Source organism: Bifidobacteriaceae bacterium, assembly GCA_031281585.1.
In the GTDB taxonomy this organism is placed as follows: domain Bacteria; phylum Actinomycetota; class Actinomycetes; order Actinomycetales; family WQXJ01; genus JAIRTF01.
In genome coordinates this window covers 18,483-39,175 of the sequence record JAITFE010000045.1, presented here as the reverse complement: position 1 = coordinate 39,175, position 20,693 = coordinate 18,483, and the positions used below count along the sequence as shown (strand labels likewise).

The 20,693-nt window shown below is 71.8% G+C and carries 11 protein-coding genes; 7 read left to right on the top strand and 4 right to left on the bottom strand.

Annotated features, from left to right (window positions below):
- The first annotated feature begins 2,604 nt into the window (after positions 1 to 2,604).
- Positions 2,605 to 4,122: a DUF5719 family protein gene (locus LBC97_04660; GenBank protein ID MDR2565344.1), complete on the top strand. Its 1,518-nt coding sequence runs from the start codon at positions 2,605 to 2,607 to the stop codon at positions 4,120 to 4,122.
- A gap of 44 nt (positions 4,123 to 4,166) precedes the next feature.
- On the opposite strand, the gene LBC97_04655 is transcribed toward LBC97_04660, so the two are convergent.
- From LBC97_04655 to LBC97_04645, 3 genes are all read right to left on the bottom strand, one after another.
- Entirely contained in the window at positions 4,167 to 6,413 is a 2,247-nt protein-coding gene (locus LBC97_04655; GenBank protein ID MDR2565343.1) for a beta-propeller domain-containing protein, read from the bottom strand.
- A complete protein-coding gene (locus tag LBC97_04650) occupies positions 6,406 to 7,101 on the bottom strand; it encodes a sigma-70 family RNA polymerase sigma factor (GenBank protein MDR2565342.1) in 696 nt (231 codons plus the stop codon). The genes LBC97_04655 and LBC97_04650 overlap by 8 nt, the downstream gene beginning before the upstream one ends.
- A 165-nt stretch (positions 7,102 to 7,266) precedes the next feature.
- A complete protein-coding gene (locus tag LBC97_04645) occupies positions 7,267 to 7,749 on the bottom strand; it encodes a metallopeptidase family protein (protein MDR2565341.1) in 483 nt (160 codons plus the stop codon).
- An 81-nt stretch (positions 7,750 to 7,830) separates the two neighbouring features.
- Between LBC97_04645 and LBC97_04640 the strand changes: the two genes are divergently transcribed.
- The 4 genes from LBC97_04640 (at position 7,831) to ahcY (ending at position 11,497) form a co-directional block, all read left to right on the top strand.
- Positions 7,831 to 8,187, top strand: a complete 357-nt coding sequence (locus LBC97_04640; GenBank protein ID MDR2565340.1) for a DUF3499 domain-containing protein — start codon at positions 7,831 to 7,833, stop codon at positions 8,185 to 8,187.
- A 122-nt stretch (positions 8,188 to 8,309) separates the two neighbouring features.
- Positions 8,310 to 9,719, top strand: coding sequence for a hypothetical protein (locus LBC97_04635; GenBank protein MDR2565339.1), 1,410 nt, complete (start codon positions 8,310 to 8,312; stop codon positions 9,717 to 9,719).
- Between the two features lie 60 nt (positions 9,720 to 9,779).
- Positions 9,780 to 9,947: a Trm112 family protein gene (locus tag LBC97_04630; protein ID MDR2565338.1), complete on the top strand. Its 168-nt coding sequence runs from the start codon at positions 9,780 to 9,782 to the stop codon at positions 9,945 to 9,947.
- Positions 9,944 to 11,497: an adenosylhomocysteinase gene (gene ahcY / locus LBC97_04625; GenBank protein ID MDR2565337.1), complete on the top strand. Its 1,554-nt coding sequence runs from the start codon at positions 9,944 to 9,946 to the stop codon at positions 11,495 to 11,497. The genes LBC97_04630 and ahcY overlap by 4 nt, the downstream gene beginning before the upstream one ends.
- A 254-nt stretch (positions 11,498 to 11,751) precedes the next feature.
- Here the strand turns inward: ahcY and LBC97_04620 are convergent, their stop codons facing one another.
- Complete coding sequence (locus tag LBC97_04620) at positions 11,752 to 12,081, bottom strand: hypothetical protein (protein ID MDR2565336.1); 330 nt, start codon at positions 12,079 to 12,081, stop codon at positions 11,752 to 11,754.
- Positions 12,082 to 13,997: 1,916 nt separating this feature from the next.
- Between LBC97_04620 and LBC97_04615 the strand changes: the two genes are divergently transcribed.
- Both LBC97_04615 and LBC97_04610 read left to right on the top strand, forming a co-directional pair.
- Positions 13,998 to 14,399, top strand: coding sequence for a hypothetical protein (locus tag LBC97_04615; protein MDR2565335.1), 402 nt, complete (start codon positions 13,998 to 14,000; stop codon positions 14,397 to 14,399).
- A 53-nt stretch (positions 14,400 to 14,452) separates the two neighbouring features.
- The gene (locus tag LBC97_04610) at positions 14,453 to 20,686 is read left to right on the top strand and encodes a hypothetical protein (GenBank protein ID MDR2565334.1); all 6,234 of its coding nucleotides are present in this window, start codon (positions 14,453 to 14,455) and stop codon (positions 20,684 to 20,686) included.
- Positions 20,687 to 20,693: the final 7 nt, after the last annotated feature.

The following is a 20,693-nucleotide window of genomic DNA, read 5'->3' as shown; positions in this document are numbered from 1 at the left end:
GGCCCGCTTCTTCTGGCGGATCGCCGCCAAGGACTTCCGGTTGGCCGCCGACGAGGTTTGGGCACCCATCGCTGTCTTGACCAGGTTCGATGCTGTGGCGCGGGCCCGCTATGTGGCGCGCCGCACCCGCCGGTCGCCCAGGCGGCGGCTGGCGCCGCTGCAGCTCAGCGCGGCCGAGGCCCGCCAGGCCCGCCGCGACCGGCGGATCACCGAGGCCGAACTGCGCCGCCAGGCGCTGGAGCCGACCGAAATCGAGATGGCGGAGCAGCGCGAACTGGCGTCCCGGCGCCGGCGGATGCTGACGGCTGTGATGCTCGTGGCGGCGGCCGTGACCGGCGCCGCGTTGTACCGGCTGATTGGGCCCGGTTTCATCACCGGTGGCGGCCTGGGACCGCAGGACGCCTCGTTCGGCGATCTGGCGCGGCAGGCCGCTGGCGGCTGGCTGCCGCAGGGCTTGGGCGAGTCCGGTCCGGGCGATCCGTTCAACGCGGTCATCGCCCTGATGACCCTGCTCTGCCTGGGGGACGGCGCCACCGCCGTCAAACTCGTGCTGTTGGCGGCCCCGCTGGTGGCCTGCCTGGGGGGCTGGTTCGCCGCCGGCGCCGCCGCCCGGTCGGTTTGGCTGCGCGCCAGCGTGGCGTTGTGCTACTTGGGGGCGCCGTCGTTCTGGGCGGCCGTGTCAGACGGCCGCCTCGGCGCGGTGGCGGCCCACGCCGCCCTGCCCTGGGCCATGCTGGGGGTGGCCAGGGCGATCGGCGTCAACCGGCTGGACGTTCGCCCGGCGGTGGTGGGAGCCGCGGGAGCTGAAAGCGAGCCGGGGACGGCCGCGGCCCAGAGCGCGGCGGTCGCCAATCCCGGGGCGGCCGGGGAGGGGCCGGTGGCGGATTCGGCGCCGGCTCCGGCGCGAACCGGCGGCCGAGCGGACCCTCAGACGGGCGGCGCGCGGGCGGGACGGCCGGTCGGCGATTCGCGCGGAGTTGGCGCCGACCAGGCGGCGCCGGGTTTGGCCCGGACCGGTTCGGTGGCGGCCGCGGCCTTCGCCGGCCTGGCCTTCGCGGTCGTGGCGGCGGGCAGCCCGTCCCTGCTGGCGCCCGGGCTCGCGGCGGTCTTGGTTGTGTTCATCCTGGCCGGGCGCAGACGGCGGGCCCGCCTGGTCTGGGTCGCCCTGCCAGCGCTGGCGTTGTTCGCGCCCCTGGTGTGGAGAGCAGCCACGGGCGGGGGCTGGCGGGCGGTGCTGGCCGATCCGGGACGCGCGCTGGACTACGATCCGGCGCCCTTTTGGCTCCAGTTGCTGGGTTGGCCCAGCGACCCGGTCCTGCCCGCAGTGGTGCCAACCGCTTGGGCCGGTGTGGCGGCGGCGCTGGTCACCGGGGTTGCTGTGGTGGCCGCGGCCCTGGCTTTGTGGCGGACGGGGCCGCGTTGCCGGGCGGTTCGGTTTGGGTGGTTGCTGGCGCTTTGCGGAGGCGCGGCCGTCTGGGGGCTCAATCGCCTAGCCGTGACGGTGGCTGGCTTGGAGCCCGTGCCGGCCTGGACTGGCGGCGCCTGCGGACTGATTCTCAGCGGCTGGCTGTTGGCGGTGGCGGCCGGTTTTGGCGGCGCCGTAGGGGAGCGGGACGGCCGGCGCCACAGCTTCAAAGCGGGCCTGGCCGCTGTGGGCGTGGCGGCGTTGCTGGCCGGACCCGTCGCCGGAGCGGCGCTGGGCGTCTGGCAACGCCAGGATCACTCCGACCTGCGCCGCGCGGCGGGCAACCCCATGCCGCCGATCGTCGCGGCCGAGGCGGGCGGGCGGATGGCCAGTTACGCGCTGGCCGTGGGCACCGTCGGCGCCGGCGCGGAAGCCACCCTGACCTGGGACGTTGTGCGGGGGGTGGGTCATCAGACGTCCGAATCATGGGGGATTGCCGGATCGCGCCGCCTGGAGGGCCTGCCGGGCCGGGTCTTGGAGCCGGACGCGGCCGAAGACGCCGTCAGCGAGGTGTTGGCGGGAATCGCGGCGAGGAATCCCGGAGACGCGGCCGCGCGTTTGGCGACCTACGGGATCGGTTTTGTGCTGGTCGACTCGGGCGAGGCGGCGTTGGCGGGCGCCATGGACGCCACCCCCGGGCTGACACGCGTCCGCGAAAGCGGCGAAGGTTCGGTGGTTTGGCAGGTCGCGCCCGCCGGGATTGACTTTGGCGGCGCCACCGTGGACGCGGCGGCGCGGCTGCATGTGGTCAGCCCGGATGGGGCGGCCACGGCCTTGGGGGCCGGACCCGGAACCGAGCTGCGCGTCGACCTGCCGGACGGCCCAGCCGGCCGGCGCCTGATCCTGGCCGAACGGGCCGACCCCAACTGGCGGGCCAGCCTTGACGGCGCGCCGCTCACGGCCGTCTCCGGCCCTCCTGCGGCCAGCGGCGAGGACGCGGATTCGGGAGCTGCTGATTCGAGCAGCGGCGAGTCAGACGCCTGGTACCAGGCGTTCGAGTTGCCCGCCGGAACAGGGCGGCTGCGCGTCTGGTACGCGGCGCCGCCCGCGTTCGCCGTGGGCCAGGGGGTCGTGGCGGCCCTGGCCGTGCTCTTGGCCCTGCCGATCCGCCGCACGGCGAGCGCGCGGGAGGACGACTGATGTTCGTGGTCAGGCGAATCGCGGCCATCTTGGCGGCTTTGCTGGTGGTGGCCGGGGCGGTCGGAATGGTCGCGGCGGACCGCGCGTGGCCGCCCGAGGCAGGCGTCGCCGGGTCGCCCGGCGTGGTCGAGGTCCCTCCCGGAAACGCCCAGGTGGTTTGCGCGGGCAGTCTCAAATTGCCCGGCGACGGGGCGGGCGAGATCGCCTATGACCAGCGCTTTGACCCAAACCCGACCGGGGTCGACTCGATCAACCGCGGGCTGGTGGCCGGGCGGGGAGGCGGGGAATCCCAAGTTCTGGACGAGCAGTCGGCCGCCATCCCGCTGGGGGCGCAGGCCGGCCGGGTTCGCATCGCCAACGAGCCGGTGGGGGACGCCCCGATCCGTTTGACGGCCTTCGTGGGCCAAGACGACTCGGCCGCGGCCCCGCCGGCGGCGGCGGGGGCGGTTTTCCAGCACCTAGCCGACGGCGACCTGCGCGGCGTGGCCGCCGCGCCTTGCATCCCAGCCAGCTCGGAGGCCTGGGTCGTGGCCGGGTCGACGGAGACGGGGTCCTCGGCTCGGCTCTTGCTGACCAACGGGGGTCTGACGAACGTCCGGGCGGACCTGACGCTTTGGGACGGTGCCGGACTGGTCCAGGCGGTCGGTCTGACAGGGCTGACGGTGCCGCCGCTGTCGCAGCGGGCGGTGCTGCTGGAGGCCTACGTGGGCGACGCGCGCCGATTGGCGGTCAAGGTCACCGCCACCGGCGGCGACTTGGCCGTTTTCTTGCAGCACTCGCGCCTGCAAGGTCTGATTCAAGGGGGCGTGGAACTGGCCACGCCGGGCGCGGGGCCGTCCCAAGAGGCGATCGTGCCGGCGCTCAGCGTCACCGAGTCGACCTTCGACTCCACCAGGACCTCCGCCATCAGGGTCTTGAACCCCGGCGACCAACCCGCCACCGTGAGCGTCGAACTGTGGGGGCCGGACGGCCCCACCACCTTGCCGGGACTCGAGGAGGCCTTGGTCAACCCGGGCGTGGTGACGGACTTGTCGCTCGGGGGCCTTCCCGCCGGGACGTATGCGGCCCTGATCCGTTCCGACCAGCCGATCGTGGCCGCGGGCCTGTCGCTGCGGGCCGGGGCCGAAGACCAGCCGGAGGAATTCGCGTGGACCCCCACGGCGGCATCGTCGGCTCAAGGCTACGTGGTCCTGCCGGGCGCGGACCTGGACGCGCTGCTGGTGGTCGCGGCGCCCGCCGACACGACCTTGGAGTTGACGCCGATCGACCAGGCGGGCGGCGCGGGAGCGCCGCAGACCATCCAGGTCGCGGCCCTGACCAGCCAAGCGTTGACTCTGGCGGAGTCTGGCGCCGACCTCGACTCGGCGGCGCTGCAGTTCCATTGGGAGGGCCCCGAGGGCGTCCTGGCCTTGGTGGTCACGGCGGCCGATCCGACGGGTGAGATGATCTCCGCCGCGGTGCCGACGGCCCTGGTCGTGGACGCCAAGCCGGTCCGGGTATACCCGGACCGGCTGTAACCCACGCCCGGCCCAAGGCCGGTTGTCCCGCCGCGGCCCGGCCGTCAGCCGGTGAACGCCACTTCCTGCAGCTGGTTCAGCGACGTGCCGTCCCAAACCACGACCCCGCTTCCGCTCACCACATAGAGGTCGGAGCCGATCCGCAGGCCACGGATCGGGTAACCCATGTTGGACCAAAGCTCGGGCAGTGTGAGGGAGGCGCGCAGTTCGAAGCCCGAAGCCTCGGAGTGGGCGTAGAGCAAGTAGTACAGCGCGGGCATCCCGCTCTGGTAGTCCCAAGAACGCGCCGGGAAGCCGATCGTGTCCTTGGCGGGGTCCGCCATGACGGCGCGGTGGTCCCACAGCGCGTCCGAATCGAGGTAGGACTCCCCGCTGCTGAGGCCGGAGTCAGCCGGGGGGTTCACGTCCAGGGCGGAGCGGACGCTGACGTCGAACGGATCCGAGGTGTCGAACAGGACCAGTTGGAGCCCTCCGGTCAGACCCTGCTCGTTCCCGGCGTAGCCCAGACCGATCAACTCGTCCTCGCCCCACGGATGCAGGTAGGCGCTGAACCCGGTGATCTTCAGCGCGCTCATGACCTTGGGGCTCGCCGGGTCCGCCAGGTCGAGGGCGAACAGCGGGTCGGTTTGGCGGAACGTCACCACGTAGCCCGTGGGGCCGGTGAAACGCACCGACTGGATCGTCTCGTCGCGCATCAGCTCCGGGATTTTCCCGATCACCGTCAGGTCGGGGGACAGCACGAACAGGGCCGCGCGAACCGGCTCCACGCCGTCGACCGAGGCGATGGTGGTCGCGATCCGCAGGTTCGACTCGTATTCGTCGAGCGCGAACTGGTCAACCACCACGCCCGGCACCGTGCCCTCGGCGGCCACGGTCAACTCGTCGGTGTCCAGGGAGACCCGGACCACCTGCGTGACGGGCGCCGTCGAGCCGACGCCAATCCCGAACTGGGACAAGAACGCGCCCAGCCCCTCGGGACGCCACTGGCTGGCGGCCAGGTACAGGTTGCCGTGGCTCATGTAGACCGTGTCGCCTCCGCCCAAGACAGCGCGCTGGCCCACCCGCTCGGCGCTGGCCAGGTCGATCACGGAGAGCACCACGTACTGGGTTCCGGTCGGCTCCTTCCAGACGGTGAGGTCTGCCGGCTCCATCACGGCGGCGCGGCCGTCGCGGGTGACGCAGGGCGTGAAGGTGGCCGGATCGGCCGGGTCCACCTGGTCCTGGCCGGGCACCCAGTAGTCCGACACCAGATAAAGCTTGCCGTCCGCCAGCCGCGACGTCCGGTATGAGCCGTCCTGGCCCAGGCTGGTCAGGAACTGCGGCTTGGCCGGGTTGGACACGTCGTAGAGCAGGGCCACGGCCGAGACGTTCTCGGTCCAGCCCCCGTAGTAAATGTCTTCCTCGCTGGTCGCCTCCGGCAGCGCCACCTGCGTGAACCAGTGCGTCACCACGGCCAACACGTCCCCGTCGAGCAGCAGGTCCCCGACGGTGGGCACGGCCCCAACGGTCGCGGCGTCTTCCGCCGCGTCCGCCACTTCGGCGGCCTTGGCGGCGATGTCGATCCGGGCCACCTCGGCCGTGTCAGAGCCCGCGGCCTTGACCAACCGGACCTCGTTGTTTGATCCGATGAAGATGGTCCGCCCGTCAGTCTTGACGATGTCGCCCTCGTCGATCCCCTCGACTTGGACGTTCGTGCCGGTGTATTCGCCCGGTCCGGTCATGGCCGGCACGGGGGCCGAGTCCTCCGCCGCGAGCGACCTGTCCCCGGCGCTTTCCAGCGAGACGGCATCGTCACCCTGGGCCGCGCCCCAGCCCAGTCGGCCGCCCTCTTGCGCCCGCCAGCCCTTCTCCAGGGCCGCGTAGACCGCGTCGTAGTCGGCGGGGCTCGCCACCACGGCGGGCACGGGTTCGCCGGCGCGCGGCTCCGCCGTCAGCTTGGGCCCCCGAGCCGTGGCGTACACCACGGTCCCGACCAGGGCGACGGCCGCGACGGCCGCGGTGGCCAGCAGCGGCACGCTGGGCCGTCGGCGCCGGTGCGCGTCGCCGCCCCGCCCGGGACCGCGACTGCCCGCGCCGCCACCGCCGCTATTGCCATTGGGCGCAGCCCCTCGCCGCGTTTGCGCCGACGGCGTGTGGCCCGCTCCGGGCGTCGCCGGCTCAGCCGCATTGGCCGATGCCGTCGCGCCCGCACCAGCCCCCGGTTCCGCCTCAAGGCGGTAGCTCAAGCGCCCGAGCAGCTCTGGGCTTGGGCGCATTTGGTCGCGCATCGCGCGGAAGATCGGGTCATTCATTGAAAAGCTCCTCCCGAAGTTGGTCTCGCATTTGCGCCCGGCCTCGGCTCAGGCGCATCTTGACCGCCGCCGGCTCCAAGTCGAGCAAGACGGCGATTTCGTTGATTGGCAGGTCCTCGAAGTAGAACAGGTAAAGGGCCGTGCGGTTGCCCTCCGGCAACTGCGCCAACGCCCTGAAGATGGCGTCTTGGCGCTCGGTGGCGAAGGTGAAACTGGCGGCGGCGGGCGCGGGCGGGTCGTCCACGGTCAAAGGGACCACGCGGGTCCGCCAGGACGAGGCGGCGACGCGCCGGGATATGTTCAAGGCGGTCCTGAGGAGCCAGGCCTTGCGGTGCTCCTCGTCGCGGCAGCGCGGCTGCGCGCGGTGGTACGCCAGGAACACCTCCTGGAACACGTCCTCGGCGTCCCCCCGGCAGGCGGTGTGGGTCACGGCCACGCCGTGGACCATGGCGCCGTAGCGTCCGATCACCGCTTCGGTGCGGGCGAGAGCTTCCGGTGGAGGCGGCGCAGCGGTCCCGACCGGCCCGGCCGGGTCCGGCCTCGGCTGGAAGGCGGGCCAGGCTGGGGCCGCGCCGGACGGGATCGGCGGCGTGGCCGGCGCCCCGCCAGGCTGGAAGGCGGGCCAGGCTGGCGCCGGGCCCGGCGGCCCGCCAAACGAACCCGCCGCGAATTGCTCACTTGGTCGCACTGCGCCCTCCTTTGCTCGGCCCCGATTAATCCCCATCCTGCTCAATAACTCCGCCGGGCCGCCCAAAAGGTAACCGTCAGCCCGTCAACAAGTCAGTTCAGGCCTGTCCCCGACGCTCAAACCGGGGACGGCGATCTGTTCTGGCAGCGGGGACACGCGTCGGCGCTATGCCCAGGGAGGGTCGCCGAAACCCGGGTCGACATCTTCGGGCGGCATGCGCCACAGGTGGGCCAACTGCTCCACCAGCACGTCCAGGATCAGCAAGCCCAAATCGCGGGAGTCGGCCGCACGGGCCTCGATGGGGCGGCGGTAAAGGACAACGCGGTCCGGCAGGCCCTCGGCCGCCGGAAACGAGCGGGCCAGCGGGACACCGCTCTCCCAAGAGGGCCCGTCGGACGGGGGCACGGGTTCGACGGCGACTTGGAGCCGGGCGAGGCGCCTTTCCCAGCGGTGTTGAAGGCGATGGAGGGCGGCGCGGGTGTGCTCGTCAAACCGGTCGGAGCGGGTCAGCGCCCCCGGCAGCCCCGGCGGCAGGAGCGGCCCCCGCAGACCCCGGCCGCGACGGTCTCGCCGGCGCCCCTGGTCCCGCGGCGGCAGCTTGGCGGGCGCCGTCAATTCCGTGCTGGGTTGGCGCTGGCGGCGGGACACGTTCCCAGATTACCGGTTCTGCCTGGTCGCGGCCCGGCGTGGCACCGCCGCAAGGCCCCCTGGGCGCGTTACCCTGCCAACGTGGTTGAGATTCGGCGCCGTTGCAAGCACGTCGGTTGTCCCGACGAGCCCGTGGCAACTATGACCTACGCCTACCGGGACGCGACAGCGGTGCTCGGACCCCTGTCGGCAGTGGCCGACCCGCACGGCTACGACCTGTGCTCGCGGCACGCGGAGCAAGTCGTGCCGCCGCGCGGCTGGGAAGTCATTCGTCTGGCCCCGCAGATGCAGCCAGCCGGGCGAACTCAAGACGAACTGGCCGCTCTGGCCGAATCAGTCCGCGAACGGGGCCGCCAGCCCCAAGGCGGTGGCTATCCCACCGCAGTCGCGGTCAGCGGATCGCGGCACGGCCACCTCCGGCTGATCCCCGGCTCCTGATCCCCGGCTGGCGATCCCCGGCTCGCAGAGGTCGGCGCCCGGCGGGTCCGGGAGCATGATCTTTGCCACATTCGGCACGTCCTGGCCTGGTCTTTGGCTGGCGACCACATATGCTTGATCAAATGCGACCCCTCTCAACGATCCTCAAAGCCAACGACTTGCGCGGCGCCGTGCCAGAGCAATGGGGGTCGGAAGAGGCCAGGGTTCTGGGCGCGGCGATCGCCCACGCGTTCGCCGACGCGCCCGCCTTGTTGGTTGGCCACGACATGCGGGTCAGCGGCCCCGAGTTGGCGGAGGCGTTGACGCAGGGCGCCACGCGGGCGGGGCTGAACGTGGTCAGCCTGGGCCAGATTTCGACCGACACCATGTACTACGCGAGCGGCGCCAGGTCGCTGCCGGGGGCCATGTTGACGGCATCGCACAACCCGGGTGGTGACAACGGGCTCAAGCTGATGCGTCCCGGCGCCAAGCCGATCGGGCTGGAGACCGGCCTGAAAGAGATCGTGGCCTGGGCGGACGCCCATCCCGACCCGCCGCCGGCCGACCAGCCGGGCGCCCTCGAATTGGCCGACGCGCTGCCGGACTTCGCCCGCTTCCTGCGCCGCGCCGTCGACTTGAGCGGGATCCGTCCGCTGACCGTGGGGGTGGACGCGGGCAACGGCATGGGCGGCGTGGTGACGGACGCGGCCCTGGGAACGGCCGCGGGACTCCCCGCCCTCCCGATTCGCCTGGTTCCGCTCTTCTTCGAGCCGGACGGCACCTTCCCCAACCACGTCGCCAACCCCCTCGACCCGAAGAACCTGGTCGATCTGCGCCGGGCCGTGCTGGATTCCCACGCCGACTTGGGTTTGGCCTTCGACGGCGATGCCGACCGCTGCTTCGTGGTCGACGAGACCGGCGAGGTGGTCACCCCGTCGGTCATCGGCGTGATCATCGCCTTGCGCGAAGTCGCCCGCGAACAGTCCCAGGGCCGCAACGCGGTGATCATCCACAACGCGATCACATCCCAGGTGCTCCCCGAGTTGGTGCGGGCGTCCGGCGCGGAACCGGTCCGCACCCGGGTGGGCCACAGCGTGATCAAGCCGGCCATGGCGGAGCGCGATGCCGTGTTCGGCGCCGAGCATTCCGGCCACTTCTACTTTCGCGACTTCTTTTACGCCGACTCCGGGATTCTCTCCGCGATGCACGTCCTGGCCGCGCTCGGCGCCCAGAACCTGCCGCTCAGCCAGTTGGCGGACATGTACAGCCCGTACGTCGCCTCCGGCGAGGTCAACTTCCGCGTGGATGATCCGGTCCATTCGATCCAAAAGGTCCAGGCCGCCTACGCGGGGGACGCCGCCAGGGGCACGGTGACGCTCGACTCGCTGGACGGCCTGACCGTCAACCACTGGGGCGCCCTGCCCCGCTGGTGGGCGAACGTCCGCCCGTCCAACACGGAGGCGCTGCTGCGCCTGAACGTCGAGGCGGAAGACCGGGACGTAATGACCAAGGTCCGCGACGGCTTGGCCGGGCTGGTGTCGGAGCCGCACTGACCGAAGGCGCCCTGAGGGCGCGGCCGGCGGCGGCCAACCAAGGGTGAAGGAGGAAAACCGATGGAGGAGTGGGTGCGCCAAGCCCTGCGCTGCCCGGGTTGCAAGGGCGAGTTGACCGATCAGTCGGGGCATCTGGTCTGCGGGGCCTGTCGGCTCGCCTACCCCGTCCGCGACGGCATCCCCTCAATGCTGGCCGGCCGGGCCGTCGACCTGGGGGAACTGCCGTGACGGCGGCGCCGGTCCCACCCGAGATCGACCACCTGCCCGGCCGCCACGCCGTCCGCGACTTGGGCCTGGCCGCGTCCGGGCGGGACCAGATTCGGCTGGCGGAACAGCAGATGCCGGGCCTGATGGCGCTGCGCGCGGAGTTCGGCGCCGCGCGCCCGCTGGCGGGCGCCAAGATCACCGGTTCGCTGCACATGACCGTGCAGACGGCGGTTCTGATCGAAACGCTGGTGGCCCTGGGGGCGCGGGTTCGTTGGGCTTCCTGCAACATCTATTCGACCCAGGACGAGGCGGCCGCCGCCGTGGTGGTGGGCCCGGCCGGCACGCCGGCCAATCCGCAGGGGCCGCCGGTGTTCGCCTGGAAGGGCGAGTCGCTGGACGCCTACTGGTGGTGCACCCGGCAGGCGCTGGCGTGGCCGGACGGGGGCGACGGCATCGGCGGCGTTGGCGGTTCCGGCGGGCCTGGCGGTGGCGGCGTTGGCGGAACCGGCGGTGTTGGCGGACCCGACCTGATTGTGGACGACGGCGCGGACGCCTCGACCCTGGTGGCGGCCGGGCGCGACTACGAGGCGGCGGGGGAGGGCTCGCCGTCCTATGAGGCTCTTGGCGGTACGGCGGAGGGGCGCCTGGTGCAGGGGCTGATCCGACGCGTGGCCGGGGAACGGCCCGGCGCGTGGACGCGGATGGCCGGCGGCCTCAAAGGCGTCAGCGAGGAGACCACCACCGGGGTGCACCGGCTGACCGCCTTGCACCATGCCGGCCGGCTGGGTTTCCCCGTGATCGACGTCAACGATTCGGTCACCAAGTCGAAGTTCGACAACATCTACGGCATTCGGCACTCGCTCCCGGACGGGCTGGACCGGGCCACCGACGTGCTGATCGGTGGGAAGGTCGCGGTGGTGGCCGGCTACGGGGACGTGGGCAAGGGGGCGGCGCAGGCCCTGAGGGGCCAGGGCGCGCGGGTGATCGTCACGGAGATCGACCCGATCTGCGCACTTCAGGCCGCCATGGACGGGTTCCAGGTGGCGCGGATGGAGGACGTGGCGGCGCTGGGCGACTTCTTCATCACCGCTACCGGGGACTGCGGGGTGGTCACCGTGGAGCACATGGCGGCGATGAAGGACAAGGCCGTCGTGGGGAACATAGGGCACTTCGACAACGAGATCGACATGGCCGGGCTGGCCGCCCACCCGGGCGTGGAGCGGCGGCGCGTCAAGGACCAGGTGGACGAATGGGTGTTCCCTGACGGCCACTCGATCCTGATGCTGTCCGAGGGCCGCCTCCTGAACCTGGGCAACGCCACCGGGCATCCGAGCTTCGTGATGTCCTGCTCCTTCGCCAACCAGGTCTTGGCGCAGCTAGAACTGTGGCGGGCGGAGGCCGGACAATACCCGCCGGACGTGTACCGCCTGCCGAAGGCCCTGGATGAAAAGGTCGCGCGCCTGCACCTGCCCGCCCTGGGGGTCGACTTGACCACCTTGACGGAAACCCAGGCGGCTTACCTGGGCGTCCCGGTCGAGGGCCCGTACAAGCCGGACTTCTACCGCTACTGACCGCCTGCGCCACGGCGCCGAAACCGCAGGTCGCGCCGACGCCCCAGAATGGGTGGTCTAGGCTGCCCAGTCCGGCAATCCGGTCTGACGGCCGTCGCGTCCGTGTAGCGAACCGGCCCGTCCGCGCGCCGCGCCCCGCCTTGGGACAATGCCGTGCGGTGGGGCGACGGCATCGGCGCCGCTTGTCCGGAACTCCCGCCGACGGGGGAGGAAGGGACGGGGCGTCGCGGGGAAGCGGTCGGCACTTGGGGCCCTCAGGTGGTCGGCTTGTCGCCTCCGGAGCCCTTCCAGCCGTGGGCCTGCAGCCACCGGGACCAAGGAGACTTCTTGGGCGGGGTGCCCCGGTCTTCGGTGGTGCCCCGGTATTCGGCGGTCACGTCTTCCGTCAGTTCGAAGCGACCCGGGGCGAAGTACGTCTTGTAGACCGAACCGCAACCGGGACATGTCACGACGGTGCCTTTGAAACCCTCCTCTCGGGATTTGTCGGCCCCCTGCTGGAAGGAGAAGACCGTGCCGCACCTGAGGCAGGCTGTCCTCTGCCTGATCATCATTTCGGCGAATCCGTCAGGGTCGGAGATAAGCATCTTTTCGCTCCCTTTCGTAGTTGTGCTGTTATAGGCGTGCCCTGTGGGCAGAACGCTATTGGGGCGTTCGCCGGCGGGGGTCTGCTTGGAGCAGACAATTGGTCGGCGGGTGGCCGCGGTTGTCCACAGGCCTTTTGTTTTCTGGCTTGGCGGGCGGCCGCCCGCGCCTAGCCTGGGTTGCCTTACGAGGGCTCGGCGGCGGGCCTCGCGGCGAAAGGATGACGGTGGCTGTGGCATTGGGGGTTTCAAGGCTTGCCGTGCCACCCGTGGTGCCGGTTGCCGCCGCGCCATGCGTTTCGCCTGATGGTGCTGCTGAAACGGCGCCGCCCATGCCGGTTGCCCATGTGGTTGAGCCGCCCGCCGCCGTGTCGCGCGCTGAGGCGTGGCCGCCCGGCGGTGTGCCGCCGTTGCCGGGTTTGGTCGGCTGGGAACACCTGGGCGGCGCGGTCGGCCGCGTCCAGTCATTTCGGTGTGTCGATTCGGTGACCGGAGCAGCGCGCTTGGTCAGAGTGGGCCCGGCGGGGGTGATCGACCGCGAGGCGGGGATCCGCGGGAAGCTGGGCGGAATTGCCGGGATTGCGCAAATGGTGGAGCGGCGGGATGCCGGGGACGGGTGGGCCGCCGTCGTGGCCGAGTTCATTGAAGGGCCGACGCTTGAGCAAGTCGTCCAGGCGGGGCCGAACGCTTGGGACCCAACGCTTCGGACCATGCTCGCGCTGGCCAAAATCCTGGGAGCGGTCCACGCCCGGGGAGTTGTCCACGGCGGCGTGCGCCCCGCACATCTTGTGCTTGGCTACCAGGGGCCGGCGGTGATCGGCTTTGGCGAGGCGGCTAAGTGCGGCGAAGACTGGCGCCCAACTGATCGCCAGGCGAAATGGGTGCCGCCAGAATGGGCCCCGCAGGGGGCCGCCGCCACTCCGGGATGCGACGTGTGGGGCCTTGCTGGCGTGGCCGTGGCCATGCTCACGGGGCGGGATGCCGGTTCGGCCAGAGCGCCGGTAGCGCTTTGCGAATCGTTGCCCACCGGCGTGCCCAGGGCTTTGGCAGAGGCGATCGCGGCAGCGTTTTCGCCGCGGCCCGAGGAACGTTACCGAACCATGTCCGAGTTCTCGGCCGCGCTCGCGGCGGTGATGGCCGGGGGACCGGATACTGGGTCGCAGGCCGCCCGCCCGCAGTCTGCCGGGGACACGGGTAGATCGGCGTTGGGATCGCCACCTACGGACAGGCCGCGCCCTGTTGCGTCTTCGCCGAGCAAACCGGCCGCGCTTGCGGTGGTTCTCCCGCCTTTGTCTTCGCCGCTGGCTGCCGTCCTGCCGCCTTTGGCTTCGCCGCCGGCTGGTCCGTCGATTGTTCCGCCCCAGGTTGTTCTTCCGGCGGTTCCGCCGCCTGTTAGCTCTTTGCCTTTGCCGGCCGCCGGGGTTCTCCCGGCCGCCGGGCGCGCGGCGGTTCCGCCGTCCGTTGGTCCCTTGGCGCTGCCGCCCTCGGAAGGCCTCCCTGGGGCCGTGCCGCCCTCGGAAGGCCGTCCAGAGACCGTGTCGTCGGCTGGTCCGTCAATTGTTTCTTTCCCGGCAGTTCCAAGACCGCCAGCAGGCGCTTTGCCCCCGGCAGCCGGGCGGGCGGCGGCCGTGAGCGGGTCGCGGCCGCCGCCACGGCTGGCGGCTCCACCGGTTGGCGGAACTGTTCTTCCGCGACCGGCTGTCCGTGCGCGACCAGTCAGGCCGTCCGGCCGGGAGGCGGTGCCGGTCCCGGGCAAGTCGGCGCCGACCACGGGCAGACGGGTGCCGATCCCGGACAAGCGGGTGCCTAGCCGGTCAGAACGGGCCAAGGGGGCGGTTCGGGCGAAGCCGAAAACGGTTGGGCGGCGCGTCCCCGGCCCGGGCAGGGCGGGAGGCCGCCGAACGCGGAAGGCCAGTCGCATGACCGTCGGAGCGGCAGCCGTGTTGGTGACCGTGGTGACGATGGCCGTGTGGTGGTTCGGGCGGTCGGACATTCCGCCAGCGGGGGCGGCGGCGGACGCGGTCGGATCGGCCAGCCTGGTGGTCGAACCCGACCCGCCGCTGCCGGTGCTGGAAAGTGGAACGGTCACGGTCGACGCGCAGCAAGACCCGTTCTTCGCCTGGACCAATCCCTCGCCCAAACAAGGCGACCAGTACCGCTGGTGGCTTCTGGCGTCGCCGGACCAGACCCGGCTGACGGGCCAGGTTCAGGTGGCGGTGCCCCGAGCGGAGTTCGACGGCGGCCCGGTCTGCATCGAGGTCCGTTTGATTCGCGGCGACAAGACCAGTCGCCAGCCGCTTCGCATCTGCGAGGGCCAATGAACGCCGGACTGCGGAACGCTAGGCCGACGGGCGGTTCCAGCCCCCGCAGGTGGTTGAAACGGATCGTGTGGGCGGCGCTGCCAACAATGGTGGTGGGCCTGGCGGTGACGCGACCTGGTTACCCGACAGAAGCGGTCGACTTGAACGATTCTTCTGTCTGGGTCACCAACCTCGCGGCCGGCCAGCGCAAGGTGGCCCGCTATAACGCGCCGATCGAGGAGCTGACCGGCGGTTTTGCCCTCTCGGAGGAGTCCGGGCAGTTCGACGTGGTCCAGACCGGTCGGAATGTGGTGATCGCCGAGGCAACCGACTTCAGAGTGATCGACCCGGCGGCGCTCAAACTGGGGGAGCCGACCCAATACCCGCAACAGGAATACCCGCAACAGGATGGCGAGGCGGCCTCTGAGGGAGCGCCCGGCCGGGGGCGTGTCGCCGTGGGCGGCGCGGCCGCGCTGGTGGTGAGCGCCGACGGCCAACGGGCCTGGCTCAGACCATTCGAAAGCCTTGGCGGGATCGACAAAGCCGCGGGCCAACCCGACATTGATCTCGCGGACGGCGCCGCTGAAGGCGCGGGCGCGTCTCCCGGCGCCGCGAAAGGCTGCGTGAGCGGCGGCTCTGAGGGCGGCGGCAAGGGGCAGGGGTGTCCGGGGAGCATAGTGATGGCCCCCGACGGCAGCGTCTTCGCAGTGGCGGGCGACGGCCGGGTGGCCAGGGTGTGGCTGGGCCCGGCCGGCTCGGCCGGGCGGGTCCGCACCCGGGAGCTTGGCCGCATCGGGCTGGCCGCAGGCGGCGCGGCGGCGCCGAATGGCGGTCAATTGGGTGAGACGCGGATCAGCGCTGTCACAGCGGTCGGGGACCGGGTTTACGCGCTGGTCGGCACCACCTTGGCCTGGGACGGCGGCGAGGTCGACCTGGGGGCGTTCGGCGCGGCGGAAGAACTCAAACTCCAGGCGCCGGCCGCGTCCGGCACCAAGGTCGCAGTGGCGGCGCCCCAGGGCCTCCTGTTGATCGGCACCAACGGACAGGTGGACGAATGGAGGACCGGCAATCGGGGCGAACCGGCTGTGCCCGCAAGCGTGGGCGACTGCGTCCACGCCGCTTGGGCCGCGAGTCCCGAACGGGGCGACAATTACGCGGTGAGCTGCGGCGGCCGAAAAACCGCCAGTCGGGCGCTCGAGGCGCTGACCGAGGGCTCGCGCATCGTCTTCCGGGTCAACCGCCAGACAATCATTCTGAACGACGTGCAAGACGGGCGCATTTGGATGCCCGCCCAAGACAGTCGCGTCCGCGACGCCCTGAACTGGGATCAGATTGACCCCAAGCCGGCGGACGCGGCTGGGTCAACGGCGGGCGCCACCGGGGCGGCCCAAGTCGACTGCGATGATCAAGCGGCCAAGCCCCAGGCTCAGGACGACGAATTGGGCGCGCGCCCGGCCACGAGCACGGTCTTGATGGTGCTCGGCAATGACGCGGCCACGGGCTGCGGAGCGTTGGCGATCGACCGGATTGACGGGCTGGATCCGGCGAGCGGGCACGCGGAACCGGTGTTGTCCGGACGGGCGGTCCAGTTCACCCCGGCCGCGGGCGTGACGGCCGCCCGCTTCACGTACACGGTCTCAGACGCCGGCGGCCAGACCGATTCGGCAAACGTGGCCATCACCGTGTCAGACACTGCGAACGCGCCCCCGCGCGCCCCGGATCAGCCGCCCGAGTTGGCCATGGAACTCGGCGCGACCGCGACCCACCGCGCCTTGGCCGGCTTCACCGACCCGGATGGCGACCCGCTCGCGTTGCTCGCGGCCACCTCCAATGACCCCGACCTGGGGGTTTCCCACCGGCCCGACGGGATGCTGACGATCAAGGCCGTTGGCGGGTCGCCACGCCGGGCGGTTATCACCTTGACGGTGGCGGACAGCCGAGGCGCGGTCGCCAGCCCGGCCGAGTTGCGCGTTGACCTCCGGTCGGCGGGGACCCTGGCCCCGGCCGCCGATGCCGTCAAGGCCGACACGGCAGTCGGCCAGACCGTTTCGCTCCCTCTGCGCGACTTCTTGCGAACGCATCACGCCGTGGCGCCCGTTTTCGCCTTGGACGTCCAGTCCGATCCGCTGACCCAGGTCGGGCTCGACTCCGCCACCGGCCAACTGTCATTCAGCGCCCAAGCGGCGAACACCTACCTGCTCGATGTGAGGGTGGCGGCGGGCGCCAACACCGGGCGCCTGTCGGTCAGGATCGACGTCCGCGAAGCGGGGACGTCCGCGCTGGTGGCGGTGCAAGACACCGTCTACGTTCGGCCCGGCCGCCCGGCGTTGGTCGACCCGCTGGCGAACGATTTGATCCCAGAGGCGGCGGTTCCCGTGCTGCAAGACTTCGAGTTGCCGGACGGGGCCCGCGTCGCGGCCGTCCCGCTGGGGCACCAGTACCTGGAGGTCTCGGACAGCGGTGGCGGCGGCGCGGAAGACGTCGTCTACACGGTGGCGGCGGGCGGGGCGACCGCCAGCGGGGTCATCCGAGTGGTCCACGCCGAGGCGGGCGCGGGCCAAGACCCCATCGTCACCCCGAAAACGGTCACGGTGCGAGCCGGGGGAGTCGTCACCATTCCCGCGTTGGAGCAGGCCTTCGACCCGGACGGGGACGCGCTCTCGGTCGCCGCCGGGCGGCCGATCGAACCGAGTCCGAGCTGCGGCACCGTGTACGTCTCCGCGCGCTCGGTTCGCTACCAGGCTCCGGAGGAACCCTGCCCGAAGCCCGTGGCGGTGGCGGTGCCGGTGGTGGACGATTCGGGCGGCTCGGCGCTGGGCCTGTTCACAGTCGAGGTGCATGAATCGCGCGGAGGTTCGAAACCGCCGCCCACGCCGCTTGACTTGACCGCTCGCGTGCTGCAAGGCCAAGAGGTCACCATTCCGGTGCCGCTCACGGGGATTGACGTGGACGGCGATGGCGTGGCTCTCCAGCAGGGCCTCGACGTCTACCCGCGATCAGGTTCGGTCACGGAGATCGGCCCCGACTACATCAAGTACCGGGCGGGCGCGGATCAACCGCCGGGGACGGACACCTTCACCTACGCGGTGGAGGATTGGGCGGCCAACCGGGCGACGGCATCGGTCACGGTTGGCGTGGCGGCGCCGGGCGCGGGCGCGACCGGAGTGGTCGCGCGGGACGACAAGGCCGCCGCCCGCCCCGGCAAGGTGCTTGAAATCCCGGTCCTGGTCAACGACGTGGACCTGGCGAGCCAAGACCCGCTGAAGTTCTGCGACGGACAGGAATTGGGACTGTCCAGCGCCCTGGTACAGGCACGGGCGGACTTGTCGACGGGCCGGATCGAGGTGGCCCTGCCGGAAGAACCGGGCCAATACCAGGTGGTTTACCACGCCTGCGGGGCTGGCGGCAACCGGGACTCGGCCGCCGTCAACTTGACGGTCGACCCGGCCGCGCCGCCTGCGCCGCCCAGGGCGAAAGACATCGTGTCGCCGCCGCAGGAGACCATCGACAAGGTCTCGGTCGACATCGACGTCCTGCGCACCGCCTACAACCCGTCCGGCCCCACCAGCGACTTGGAGTTGTTTCTGCCGGACGGATCGGGGACCCACGCGGCCCTGAAGAGCGCCCAGGAGATCACGGTCAACCTGCAGCAGGACCTGCCCACGATCGTCTTCTACGGGTTGCGGAATGGGGCGGCCGAGGCAGACGGCGCCACCGCGTACGGCTCGATCACGGTGCCGCCCATCGCGCGGCCGCCGTACCTTCGCCCCGGGATAGCCCCGATCCGCGCGGAGGCGGGGCGGGAGACCATTGTCAATCTGGACGAATTCGTGGCGGTGGCGCGAGGCCGGGAGGGCGCGTTCTTGTTCGACCCGGCCGGAAGCCCGGCGGCTGGTGGCGTGGGGGACGGCCCGGCCGGGGCGGGATTGACGGCGGCCCACGGCCGGGCGGTGCCCGCCAAGGGCGGCCGGGCGATCGCCTACACACCGGACCGCGACCACGCCGGGCCGGACCGGATCGAGTTCTGGGTGGCTGACGGCCCCGGCCCCTCCAAGACCGCGGATGCGAATGGGGCTCCGGACGCGGGCGGAACCCTGGACGGCGACGCCGCGTCCGAACCGGGGCTGAAAACGTCGAGGCTCTGGTTGGACGTCTCAGTCGGCGCGCCCGGACGAAGCCAGTTGACTTTCCAGGATCCCGCGCCCCAAGTGGAGCGGGGCGGCGGTTCGCGCACCGTCGACCTGGCGGATTTCCTCCGCGTGGACGGGCAGGCGCCGCCAAATCGGTCCAAGGTGGCGGCAGAAGTCGGGCCGGTGTCGCTCCAGGGTGTGCGGGTTCGCCGCGCGGAAACCGTGCTCACCATTGAAGTGGGGCCGGAGGCGGCGGTCGGCGATCGCGCCACCGTCCCGTTGACCTTGGCTTATGCCGACGGACCGGCTCAGGCGGGCTTCGCGTTGACGGTCACGGTGGTCGAGACGAGGCAACCGGCGGTCAAGCCCAACGTCCCAGGCGAGGTCAAGGCCGTGCGCGGCGAACCCGTGACGGTCCCGGTGCTGGCGGGCGTCTTCGACCCGTGGGCGAAGGAGAGGCCAGCGCGTCTGGAGGCGGTGGCGGTGGTGGGGGATGCCAGCGCCGGCGCGGCGGGCCAGTCGATCACGGTGACGCCCCATTCGGCCGGAGGGCCGTCCGGGCGCGGCGCGGTCGCCGTGAGCTTTGCGGTGGTCGATGCCGTCGGGAGGCGCCAGTCGGGCAGTTTCACGGTGATAGTTCGCGACCGGCCCGACCCTCCGGCCGTGGTGACGGCGGTGACCAGCGGTCGGGGCGAGGCCCAGGTCAGTTGGGCGCCGGTGGTCGGCGCGGCGGCCGGGGGCGAGCCGGTCGAGTCCTACCGGGTCACGTTGGCCGGGGCCTTGTGCGACGACGCGTCGCGTGGCGCCACGTCTTCCCGCTGCTTGATGAATGACCTGGCCCTTGGCGCCCAGTACCGGGTCGAGGTCCGGGCGCGCAACGCCGTCGGCGAGTCGGACCGGCCGGGGATCGGGTTGCTCGACTACGACCTGGCGCCCGATCCGCCGGTGGCGGGCCAGGCGCTGGCGGGCAAGAACCGGATCGACTTGAGTTGGTCTCCGCCGCCGGCCAGCGGCGGAACGGTCGACCATTACGCGGTCGCGTGCAACGGGACGGCTGTGGACGTGGACGTCAGGTCCACCAGTGTGACCGTGGGCGGCCTGCGGGCGGGTGCCGTCCACATTTGCTCGGTCGCAGCGGTGGGTCGCAAGGGGGCAAGCGTCGCAGCCGGGTTCGGACCGGTCACCCCATACGGCGAGCCGGAGGCGCCGGGGGCGCCGCGGGTGGTTTGGGCGGGCGCCGCCGCTGTCAGCGTCGCCTGGGATCCGGTGCCTCAGACCGGGGCGGACGTTCACTATGAGCTTCTGGTGGACGGCCGTCCCCAGGCTGGCTGCGGGGCCTTCGACTGCATGGTCGGCTTGAACCCCGGAGACGCGGCGACTTTTCAGGTCAAGGCCGTCAGCGAGCGGGCGGACGCGGGGTGGAAGACGTCGGAGCCCACCGGGCCCCTGCGTCAAAGCCCCGCGAGCGTGGAGACGTTGCCGGTACCGGTTCTGACGCCGTCCGTGGCCAGCCCGGCGGGGGCGGCCTGGGTGGAGGTCGCCTGGCCGGCCGCGCCGGTTCAGGCGGGGTTCGAGGCCGTCGGCTCATGGTGGTTCGACGGCGGCCGGATCTCCGCGCCGAATGGGCGCTTCGAAGGGCTGACCGCCGGCGTCCACACCGCGCGGGCCGTTTACTGCCTCAGTTCTGGGGGAGGCGTGCCGCTGGTGCCGGGCTCGCCGGCTGACGGCCTCTGCGCCGAGTCGTTGGAGGCCCGCGTCGAGGTCGCGACCCTGCCGGGGCCGCCGCGCGACTGTTCGTCCCAGCGGGTCGACCGCTGGACCGTGGCCGTTTGGTGCGCCAACCCGTCCGACCTGGGCGGCCTGCCGGCGAGTTGGCGAGCGTCGGTGAACGGCGGCGCGGCTCGGGCGCAGGGTTCGGGGATGTTTGAGGTGGACGCGCCCGGCGGCGCGGCGGCCGGCGGCCAGGTCGAAGTGTGGCTGGTCAACGACCTGGGGCGCTCGCCCAGGATCGCAATCGACTACCCGGCCTGGCAGGGCGGTCCTTCCCCCGGTTCCAGCGAGGACGCCGTCGCCGGCCCGGACGCCATCGCCGGCCCAGAGATGGGCGCCGGCCCGGAGACGAGCGTCGGGCGGGACGCGGGGGCCAGCCGGACTGTCAACGTCAACCGACGGACTTGAGGGAGAG

What these genes read in the sequence shown, in the direction of transcription:
- LBC97_04660 (MDR2565344.1), top strand. Translation starts at nt 2,605, where the DNA reads ATGTTCGTGGTCAGGCGAATCGCGGCCATCTTGGCGGCTTTGCTGGTG.
- LBC97_04655 (MDR2565343.1), bottom strand. Translation starts at nt 6,413, where the DNA reads ATGAATGACCCGATCTTCCGCGCGATGCGCGACCAAATGCGCCCAAGC.
- LBC97_04635 (MDR2565339.1), top strand. Translation starts at nt 8,310, where the DNA reads ATGCGACCCCTCTCAACGATCCTCAAAGCCAACGACTTGCGCGGCGCC.
- LBC97_04630 (MDR2565338.1), top strand. Translation starts at nt 9,780, where the DNA reads ATGGAGGAGTGGGTGCGCCAAGCCCTGCGCTGCCCGGGTTGCAAGGGC.
- LBC97_04620 (MDR2565336.1), bottom strand. Translation starts at nt 12,081, where the DNA reads ATGCTTATCTCCGACCCTGACGGATTCGCCGAAATGATGATCAGGCAG.
- LBC97_04615 (MDR2565335.1), top strand. Translation starts at nt 13,998, where the DNA reads ATGACCGTCGGAGCGGCAGCCGTGTTGGTGACCGTGGTGACGATGGCC.